Consider the following 10,938-nt stretch of genomic DNA (forward strand, 5'->3'; position numbering starts at 1 on the left):
CCGGTTACTTTTTATTCTGAAACACAGCGAATTGAGTATCCGTACGACCTATTATTAGCGACCGCTGGAGAGATAGTACTGCCGGTGAAGAGCAGACGGTACGAGTTTGTACCGTTAACCGTACTACTCCAATAGTAGCCGAAGCTATTAAGATCGCTTAATGCCCCTCCAACTCTTTCACGGTAGCCGCCAGCGGGCAGAAAAAGAGCATCACCAACCTTATAACCAGAAGTGTTCCAAGTCCAGGTATTAGCACTAGCAGTACTCGGTGCTCCGGAAGTTGTACCACCCCGAAATATAGATGCCCATTGTTTTTGGCTGGGAACCTTCCAACCAGCAGGGCAAGGATCATTTTCTGCCTTAGGTACATTCTCATCTTGAGTACCATTCCCCCAACGGCTAGTATTACCGCCTCCTGACCGCCAGTCAAAAGGAGAGCTACTAATAGTTATAAATTTACCAACAACTGCTGCCGGTGCTGTAGCTGTATTATTTGTAGCCAAGGTAGAGGTTCTATCCGAATTCCGTAATTCATGACCATCCTGAGGACGCCCCCATTGATACAAATCTCCATATAAGCCGACATTAGGGGTAAAGACCAAAAGATTCTCATCTGCTCCCAAATTATGACACATAAAATTGAGCCAACCTCCTCTAGTAGTCTTAGCTCCACAACAGGCGCAATCCTGTAAGCTGATCACCATAGGTAATTGGGTATCCACCCCGGCATTACTGTAAACAACATAAAGAGTAACCTTTAATGCGCTAGTTCTATTCAACCCAACCAAGCTTTCTTTTAAAGATTCTTTGTATGCAACAGTAACTTTACAAAGTGAATTGGCTGTAAAAGTCCCGGTATAATCGGCAACGGGAGTAATACTTTCAATAACCTCACCTGTCGGATCGTCAACATAAAAACGCACATTACTTACCGTCCCTACTGCTTTATAGGTATAAACTTGTACACCTGAGTAAGGAGCCACAGATGTGCCTGCATAAGTATCCTGCGATGTTCGATTTTCGAAATCAGTTCTTTGGGTTGTACGTGCACTCAAATCTCCGCAATCGCCACCACTATTAGTCTTGGCTACATCAAAACATGTTTTACCAAAAAAACCACCGTTACCTTTAGGCAAGATAGACAGATCAGGAGTTACAGTTACCGTGAATTGTTTAGATGTAGCAGATGCACAACCTGCTGCTCCAGTAGGAGTTACCACCGCATAATAATTATAAGTACCAACAGCTCCAGCTGTGAAGCTATACGATAAAGACGCAGCTCCGGAAATAAGGGTGCCGGAGCCGACAGGACCCAAATACCACTGGACATCCATCAGAGCGGCATCTTGAATGGTCATCGATAGTGCAAATAGACTTCCTGCCCTAACGGTACGGGTAAGCCCGTTAGGATAACCGGTTATATTAGCATCCTTACAACCCGTACCTACAATGACTGGTAAACTGAGCGGACTGCCAATAGCTTCACCACAATCATTTTTTACCTCGCAACTTATATCAGTGGTTCCGGTTACAGGAAATGATATTGCAGCTGAATTTCCCGAACTGGCGGTGATAATGCCACCACCAGTAACCGACCAATTGTAGGTAGCATTACGCACAAAATCCAGATTAACCGTATAAGTTTTATTTTCTCCCACAACAACTGTAGTTGGACCGGCACCCCATGAGGCGGTACCAAAATCAGAAAGAATAACTGTAACGGCTCCCGATTGTTGACCTTGGCATCCCCCCGAGGAAATAGCCTGAACACTATAGCTACCGGGGGTAGTCACCGTCAGCGATGCACCGCTCTGACCCGAAATAAGCTGACCGTCTCTAAACCAACGGTAACTGTCCCCGCCTTGAGCTGTTAATATAGCCGAACCACCACAAAGAGGAACTGTTCCACCAGGGGTAATAATCCCATGGGGAGCTTGTGTTGGCGAAATGGGTTCTACAGCCAAAGCTTCAACAGGACAAGCCGACGAACCTCCAGTGACACGTAAACGGATTACAACCTGAGCAATCCCCGAAGGTAAATTATAAACCAGACCGCTACCTGTACCTATTAAGGTATTATCTGCATACCAGGAATAAGTCAACGTGGGGTCCATAGTACCATCCACCTCCAGAAAAAGTGAACCACCTCTACACGCAGACCAACCACTTGTAACACCATTGATGCGCATAACCGGAGGACCGGGTAAAACAGGCGTTGACGACGAATTATCCGTCACTGTGACCGCATCCGAAAAACGGGAACTACAACCTCCGTCTTCAACCACTGCAAACCACTCTCCGGCTCGTGTAACCGTAATGTTATTACTGGTACCATTAATCGTATAATCAGTACCTGGCGTAGCCTTCTGCCCATCTTTGTACCAGACAACCGTACCTGAAGCGGGCGGAGTGGTCACCAGTTGTACGGAACCTCCAGGTCCACAAATTACACCACCATTGCCTATAACAATCAAATTAACCGGATCAGGGGCAATAGTAGAACTATAGCTAACCGTAATCGATTTTGAGTTTGTACACCCCAACTTATCTCCGTAAACTGTATATTTTCCAGGACGTGTAGCGACCAGGCTATTACCTGTACCCACAACCTGCCCATTCAATACCCAAATAAAAGTATTGGTAGTGGCATCCGGTAAACCATTCAGGTATAAATAGACCATACCTCCTACACATAAACTCGCACCGTTAGAAGTTAAAATATCAGGCACTGTAGTAATCCCACAACCCGAGGAGTCGCCATCCTGCGTATAAACGAAAATACTGCTCGTTCCACAAGGACTGGTTACCATCACAATGGCGGTACGAGAAGAGGCCCAGTCATTGGGGGCAAAGCTCAGGCTAAACTGCCCCGTACCGGCATCCAAAACGGTCAACTCGGTATAATCTGAGCCTTGAATAACCGTGAAGCTATAATCACCCAAAATACTACAATCCGGATCGGTGATAGTACAAGTGATAGTACCTCCGCCTACAGAGAAATTAGTATCGGCACAATCTCCTCCCAAAAAGGGATTATTACCCTGACATAAAGGAATCCAACGAGAGCCGTTCCAATAATCAACACATCCGGTAGAGATATTGAAGATAGTAAGACCAACTCCTTTACCTGTTCTCTCTAAATCAAACGCACTACTCTGCTGCAGATTGTCCCGTTGAACTGTTGTCAAATGAGGTAAACGAAGACCGCTTTTGTTAGAAATCAACTCCAAAATAGAAAATTCCTGAGGTTCAACAGCTCCACCAGCACCGGCATCTCCAATGGAGACCTGTCCATGCACCGGAACCAACAAAAAAAGCCCAAATAAGACAGACAGCAACCAACGCCGACTATAAATTTTTTGCGAAGTTTTTTTAATTTTATTCATAAATTATTATTGATAATAGTGTTTTTTTATGTTTTCGATAGTAAAAGGAGAGGTATCTCTAAATCATCAACACAGGCTCCTACACAAAATAACAATTCGAACGACATCTATTCGAAGTCTATTTCGCACTCCGCCGTAGTAGAAATGGTTCTACGGAAAATTGATAAGAAATCGTCATATGAAACTTCATTCGCTATCTGTCTTTGTTTCAAATAATATCGCTTATTATTAAATATAGACGTGAATTTATCTTTCTCCAGAAGAAAAAACGACACAACAACATAAACTTATTCTGAAATAAGACTTCACGTGCCCAAAAGAAATCATTAATAAATCACAACAACATACTCCAAATAATAAAAAAATTAAAGCTTTATTATACAACATAAAGAAACATACTGAACACTAGATTTAAGACCCTGTTTGTGTCTAAAAAAAACAAACAAACACCAAGAATGAATATTACATAAATACAAATACTCAAAAATAATCACAAAAACATCCCAAATAGAGTATATGTATTACATAACGAACAACAAGAGAATCTTTTACTCTTTTTTAGTTATTGACATTTATTCTAAAAAAGAATAATTCGATAGATACTTTATGTTATATGAAATATCTATCAAATAAAGATTATAGATGCTTTTGTAATGAGTGCCCCTTCGATTGAAATTCGAAGGGTTGTACAGGCTACTACCTCAAATAATTGTAATATCAATAAACGAAAATGATGTACCGATTTTAAATAAAAAAAAAAAGAAATCGAATACTTATAAACGTATACTTGAACAAAAAAATAAGCACTTCCATTCATACAAAGAATGCAAAGTGCCTATTAAGTATGTAAATAAGTCAGGACAAATTTAACAAATTAATTTATATCTGTTCCATTATTCTTGAATCATGAGAATCTCCGATCTTAGTGGTCCAATCATAAATGATAAGGTATACCACAGTGATTATAATTATAAAATTTCGATTTAACATACTGAATTATCATTGTATAACTAAGTACAAATCTGAAAAGGGACAGTAGTTAACTCATCATATATGTTTTATCTATTTTATATTTTACCAATTAAATTATAGTCGCATTGCGGATAATCATATACCTCTATCCCTCTTATTTCGGCACCGATAACCTTGTGTCTATATAGATTTTCATAATTTAAAAGAGAATACTTTTGCTTGGGTAATTCCATTTTCTGGTCAAAAAGTTTAAGATATATTCGTCCGTATGCTAAAGTCGAGACATAGCCATGAGCAGATAATCCTTTACGACGCTTATTACTTTTACTTGCTTCATCCAATGTTACAGGTAACAGTTTACCGTACTCGGGATTTGACAGAATAAATTCACACCTTCCGTAGCTGTAAAAATATTTTTGAATATCATCAAACCAGGATAAAGGATAAGCATTTTCATCAAAATCATATTTGCCGATAACAAGTTTATCTTTGATATAATATTCGGCAGTAAAATCAAATGTACTGATCATATCTTCCAGTGTTTTCCGATACTGATCTTTAACTTCATTGAATTCAAACTCATTACTCAGGCATTTCAGATAGAGGTCTTTATCTTTAATTTGAATAAACTCTAAAATCGCAGCATTATCGACAAATAGTCCATTGACTCTCATCTGACAGGCCATAATTAAATCGTCGCTAAGAAAAATAGCCCGGTTATCTGAGTGGTCTACAAAGCGGCTGACAATTTCACCTTTGGATATGGCATTATCTATATCTATAAATAACTCTCTGCTCTGCTTTTTATCCATTGCCACTGCCACCGTGTTTGTATTTCCAAATATTTCAGGAGCAGTTGGCTGAATAAACCGGATAACTGTTATATCAGAGAGGGCAACATCCGTGTCTTTGATTTTCTGATATCTGTCTTTTCCATAGTTATCTGTAAATTTCTCTTTTATATACCAATATTCACTCCCACCTAGTGAGCAGTAACCGGCTTTTAGTATATCTCCTTTCTTTATTACATCCCCATCATATACCTGTATGAAGTCTTGTGCGCCACAAGGATTTATTATTGCTGAGAGAACAAATAAAATAAAATAAATCTTTTTCATAGTCTTCGTTTTTCACAAATATAGAAACAATAGATAGTATCTCTAATTCCGAAATATAGAAAAGTGAAAATATTTTATATTATTCTGCCATTAATATAATCCATTTTTAAATAAACAGTACAGCTATGTAGTCGATATTCTGAGGTTTTGATCCTAAATTATAAAATAATACCATCGTTGGAGTTAACACCATCCCATTACTACAGGCTGAAGAAGTGGAACGTGAAAACCTACGGCTTCGATCTATTGAGAAATCAGGTATTGTCCGGAGTCATGATTTGATGGGATGTATAATTGAAAGAAGAAATATCTATCCAGATTATTATGGATTGGATATAGTTATCGCTCTTGCTTTTCAAAGTCAATCAAAAAAATGCACAGTTATTTTGAAAATGGTTATGCAAAAAAGCTGCAAGAAAAGAGTTTTTTGAATTACCAGTAATACTGGTTGAAAATTATATATTGAATTGAATTTCCTTGATCCTAAGATAATGACTTGTAACTTAGGACTGAAGTCTAATTTGACTTAACTGCAAACTGGAAAATATTACTACTGAATCAATCTTTCAGAAAGAATATTGATTTTGCCAATCACTTATTGCTTTGTACAGTTTCGTTTTATGGAAATCCTCAATCTTAAACGATAATCTTAATTCAAGGCACCATTTAGAGATAAACCTGATTTCAGAAAAGCCCAGGAATATGAAATGCTGGCAATAATCATTTCGGTCACGCCTTCCAGATGGTAAACCCCTCCTTGCTTATCAACCGTATCCTGATAGGATAGATTGATAATTCAGGTTATCAATGAACGTTTCTTGAACCCTATAGTGGAAAGGCTTCCTGGACCTTATCTGCTTTTGGCTAGAAGTTGAGTAAATACAAGTTTTATACATTTCCAAATTGCTCATGTAGAATCGTTAATTGGTTTTGTATATTAAGGCTCTCTTACATCAAGAAAAATGTACTCGAAACTCTTGTGTAGGTGGGACTAACTGAGGATGTCCATGTTGCTGCGGGGGTTATTGTTATTTCGAGGTAATCATCTAATATACAAGTAGCCATAAGCGCTACTGCTAGCGAAAAGGCGCTATTAGCCTCTGTTGCAACATAGTATTCTACAGTATCTACTACAGTTCCGTTTTTTAATAGCCGGATATAGGCAGAGGTTCTACTATTTGAAACAGTCGTAGATTTCCCCCACCAACGGAAATACACGAGGTAATGGCCTGCCCCCACAACCTTATAACGTGTATTGTTTCCCGTTAGATAAAGAGTCCCTCCTGAGGTTGGGAAAGATTGAGAAACTGTCGAAATAAGAGTTTCACCACCACTACCTTTGATAGCACCCCATCCAGCACCACCCGTTGCATCGGTAGATACGAGTACACGATCGGCTTTCTCGTTACCATCCTCTATTCTTAAAGCTGTTTGGGAAGAAGATACATTCAAGTGTAATTTTGCCTGAGGGCTTACAGTTCCTATTCCTACATTTCCAGCCTGAGTAACAACTACATCATCAGTAGTAATTGTTGCACTGTTTGACTGAGGGTCAATATGAAATATCCCGATCGGAGACTGTGTATTGATACCCACTTGCGAAGAAGCAGGTAATACAAAACATAAAAGTATGACTGCAAGTATAAGCGTTTTTTTCATTTGGTTAAATCTTAAATAGAATAATACTCGGATTAAGAGCTGGATTGTTATTTACAGCTCCGATAACCCAGTTAAATGCACCGACATTAGTAGGAGTAGCTGGAAGTATCCACAATTTCAAAAAACCGGTCGAAGCAGTGATATTTGCGAATAAACTGGTGGTAAAGCTAAAATAGCTATTAGCAACAGAGTAACTCACATAATGCTCCACACCATCAAATTCAGTACCATAATCAGATGCAGCTGTAGTGGAAGCATATGTTAGAAAGAAGTAAGCACTGATGTTCCTTTGTGTACTATTAAGAGCTGTAGAGCTACCCCACCAACGGAGAAACATCAGATAGTTGGCGGCTTCTGATATAGGCATGGAAATTAATAAAGTCCGCGTTCCACTGGGTAGGTTTCTCTGTCCTGTATTCAAATAAAAGAAAGTAGCAGATGATTCCGGCTGGTCTATCCATGACAGGTTACCACTAGCATCTTTACTATACACCATTTTATTAGAACCTTCCGTGCCATCCTGAAGCCTTAACGAAATGTCATCGGTAACAATGTGAAGTTTCGCCGTGGGTGATATGACACCCACCCCTAGATTTCCATTGCTGTCAACCACAACATCATCCGATATATTGCTGATACCTGAAGTATTGCTGGAGCCATCGATGTGGAAAATTTGTTGAGGAGATTCTGTATTTATCCCTATTTGCGCAAATGACTCTGATACGAACCCGACTTGCATGGATGCAAGTAATAGTAATATATATTTCTTCATTGTTTTATTATACTCTAAATACGACAATAGAGGGATTCCAATAACGATTTGTAGTACTTACCGTTCCGATGCCCCAAGCCCCTCCTGCAGAAACACGGATATACAATTTAATATACTCGCCTTTAACTCCGTCACTAAACATGGTGGTAGTAAAGCACGTATATGCCCCAGCCACAGTATTGGCGCAATACTCGGTTTTATCTTTTAAATTAGCTTGGTCGGCTGTCCAACTATTGGTTCCGTTAGTCGATGTAGTTGCATAGAATACCGCACAAACCAAGTTGTTGGCAGCTACAGAAGCTGTGACTCCCCACCATCTAATAGAAATCATGTAATTACCGTTTTCATTTACAGGTATTGCTTTTACCAGAGTATAAGTATTGAATGCGTAAGTAGTTGCAGCAGAGCCTACCAGGGTGTATACAACACCTCCGGAAAAAGGTTTAGCCATCCATGAGGCATTCCCCATATCATCTGAAACCAAAAGATAGCCCGCGTCTTGTTTCGTATCCGTTATTCGCATAGGAGCTACTGTTGAGCTTCCTACCGAATGTATTCTGGCAGTAGGACTCAATGTACCAAGTCCGATATTACCCTTGGTGTTAATTAACACATCATCTGAAACATTGCTCATACCTGAAGTATTGCCTTGCCCGTCGATATGAAGGGTTCCTTGCGGAGATTGGGTGTTTATTCCGACCTGAGCTTTTATAAGCCCGATAAAAAATAGTCCCATTAGTAGTAAAACACTTTTCTTCATTGTTATTATCATTATTAATATAGTGTGATTGTATAGATTTTTTGTGAATGAAAAAGGTAATTCTCCACTTTGTATTTTAGTTGATAATGTACGAAAAAGCAGCAGCATGTAATCACTACACACCACTGCTGGACATAATTGTGCCATAGGTAAACGAAAAAATCGTACTGATTTTGAACGACTATAAAAAGCAAATCAGAAATACGAAAACCTTTACCTGAACAACTATATATATTGGGGAAATATGTAAAAGGGGAAAAGAATATGTATAAAAAACGCAATAACAAAAAAAGACGGAGTAATCCGTCTAAAATATATTTATTAACAGCATGTTCGCTAGTTAGTCTCTCTCTCTCTCTCTCTCTCTCTCTCTCTCTCTCTCTCTCTCTAATATTTCAACGCACATAACCAAATCTAAATCGTTAAACTTTAGATTATTATTGGTGGGTATGTTTGTTAATTTTATTCTCATTTTTTAAGTAAAGAGTTAGATTATAGCAACAAAGATAAGATAAAGAAACTAATAATAAGTAATCTTTGTTACTTTTTTGATATTATAAGATGATGGTGCTTTTTTTATAAACTTAATGTTATACAATATTGATTCAATTTTATAGTTAGTATATCGATTAAGGCACGGACACATAACTATTAAATAATTTATTGAAATACAGAGCTTAAAACTGAATTATAGATACATAATAGGCTACAACGCTGAAGGTAACTTTTATATATCGTATTACTTTTGTCAATTAACATTGCCTTATTGTTTTTCTCTACATAAGCATATTCTCTTTGAAAGGGTAAAGCATAGTCGTATTGAGGTTCCACAATCCAGTTTCCCGAATTATCTACAATGCCATATTGGTCTGTTTTGGGATCGATAGCAGTGTGATAAGGATTTTTTGCCGAGTGCAGGTCGCCATTGATAACCGTTCCAAATACTTTTACACTATCCAACTCTGCAATATAATATATATCTGTTTGATTAATAGTCTTTTCGAATTGTAGCCAAATAATGTAATCCTGATTAGCTTCGGGGGCATCAATAAAATACATATACGTATCAAAAATATCCTTTTTCAGTTTATCGAGTGAGTCGTATTTCTCATCATCAATATCCTTGATTATCGTCTTACAAAGGTGTGCCATTTTCAGATAATAAGCGCCCACAGCTGGCGAATAATCTACTCCTAAACTTTCTGAAACACAATCCAATACCATCCCCTCTTTGCTCTTAGCTTGTATCGTTTTCAGATTTTCATATACATTCTTTGATAAAAGAATTTCAGCCTCCTTATCCTTCATCGAGATCAGTTGTACATAATTATTACCTATACCAAAAGTAGGATTCTCCTTTGATAAAGATACCTGTTGAATATTGGCCGGATAATTTACAATTACTTCCACCTGCAAACTATCTATATACTTAGCGTTTTTTTGTGTGTAATATTGATATTGGGAGAGAAAGACTTTGTTATGTGGTTCATCTATCGTTCCATCGCTGTAATATACTTTATGAATAATAATATCGCCGAAGTTATAAGAACTGTCTCCCCATAAAGGTATATTTATAATACGATTGATATCAGATAAAAAGTCGGGTAAAATTACTTGCGAATATGGAGGTATTAGATGTTGATTGAAATAACTGGTATTTAACTGATCATTGAGCTTTGTTTTAAGACTGTCTTTATTTATATGGGTCGGGTCGAAACAAGGAGGTGGTGCCAATGCTTTGATGCTATTGCCGTTACCATCCACTTTAGCATATTGCGCATTTGTGGAAGTGTTAATCTGAACCATACTTTCCATAACATCGTTCAATTCGAGTCGTTCCTCAAGTAGATCTCGGGCATCCTTAATACTTATTATATTGTCTATTAATTGCTTTAAAACTTCTTTCTTATCTTGGGCTACAACTGTTGATATGGTAAATAATAAACAAATAACTGAAACTGATATTTTCTTGAGCATAGATAGTGTGTATGTTATAAAAATTTAATGATGCAAAAATAATAAAGAATTAATCCCGAATTGATAATCGACTTTATAAGAAAATGAGACGCTCAATCAGAACTTATAATATAGCTGGCAATTGATAAAATATCATTGCCTGATTTTCTATTTTACCGGCTGATTTTATGTATGCAGGCTTTTCGATTCACTGCATATCCTTAACCTCATTGCCATAACCGTCTAATACCATTTCGTTTTCTAAGTAATATCGGGTATCTGCGGGATCAGTGTCTGAGAGGTTTCTCCAACTAG

The 10,938-nt window shown here is 37.9% G+C and carries 6 protein-coding genes; all 6 read right to left on the reverse strand.

The features are described from left to right. Positions 1-11 precede the first annotated feature (11 nt). On the reverse strand, positions 12-3,386 hold the full coding sequence (locus tag IR022_RS08455) for an FISUMP domain-containing protein (RefSeq protein WP_194203394.1): 3,375 nt from the start codon (positions 3,384-3,386) through the stop codon (positions 12-14). A gap of 1,067 nt (positions 3,387-4,453) precedes the next feature. Further along, the gene (locus tag IR022_RS08460) at positions 4,454-5,476 is read right to left on the reverse strand and encodes a DUF4852 domain-containing protein (protein WP_194203395.1); all 1,023 of its coding nucleotides are present in this window, start codon (positions 5,474-5,476) and stop codon (positions 4,454-4,456) included. Positions 5,477-6,424: 948 nt separating this feature from the next. Beyond that, the gene (locus IR022_RS08465; RefSeq protein ID WP_194203396.1) at positions 6,425-7,135 is read right to left on the reverse strand and encodes a hypothetical protein; all 711 of its coding nucleotides are present in this window, start codon (positions 7,133-7,135) and stop codon (positions 6,425-6,427) included. A gap of 4 nt (positions 7,136-7,139) precedes the next feature. After that, positions 7,140-7,907, reverse strand: a complete 768-nt coding sequence (locus IR022_RS08470; RefSeq protein WP_194203397.1) for a hypothetical protein — start codon at positions 7,905-7,907, stop codon at positions 7,140-7,142. Between the two features lie 7 nt (positions 7,908-7,914). Next, positions 7,915-8,667, reverse strand: coding sequence for a hypothetical protein (locus IR022_RS08475; protein ID WP_194203398.1), 753 nt, complete (start codon positions 8,665-8,667; stop codon positions 7,915-7,917). A 660-nt stretch (positions 8,668-9,327) separates the two neighbouring features. Next, positions 9,328-10,644: a WG repeat-containing protein gene (locus IR022_RS08480; RefSeq protein ID WP_194203399.1), complete on the reverse strand. Its 1,317-nt coding sequence runs from the start codon at positions 10,642-10,644 to the stop codon at positions 9,328-9,330. Between the last annotated feature and the right edge of the window lie 294 nt (positions 10,645-10,938).

This window comes from Dysgonomonas sp. GY617, assembly GCF_015233815.1.
GTDB lineage: Bacteria > Bacteroidota > Bacteroidia > Bacteroidales > Dysgonomonadaceae > Dysgonomonas_A.

What these genes read in the sequence shown, in the direction of transcription:
- IR022_RS08455 (WP_194203394.1), bottom strand. Translation starts at nt 3,386, where the DNA reads ATGAATAAAATTAAAAAAACTTCGCAAAAAATTTATAGTCGGCGTTGG.
- IR022_RS08460 (WP_194203395.1), bottom strand. Translation starts at nt 5,476, where the DNA reads ATGAAAAAGATTTATTTTATTTTATTTGTTCTCTCAGCAATAATAAAT.
- IR022_RS08465 (WP_194203396.1), bottom strand. Translation starts at nt 7,135, where the DNA reads ATGAAAAAAACGCTTATACTTGCAGTCATACTTTTATGTTTTGTATTA.
- IR022_RS08470 (WP_194203397.1), bottom strand. Translation starts at nt 7,907, where the DNA reads ATGAAGAAATATATATTACTATTACTTGCATCCATGCAAGTCGGGTTC.
- IR022_RS08475 (WP_194203398.1), bottom strand. Translation starts at nt 8,667, where the DNA reads ATGAAGAAAAGTGTTTTACTACTAATGGGACTATTTTTTATCGGGCTT.
- IR022_RS08480 (WP_194203399.1), bottom strand. Translation starts at nt 10,644, where the DNA reads ATGCTCAAGAAAATATCAGTTTCAGTTATTTGTTTATTATTTACCATA.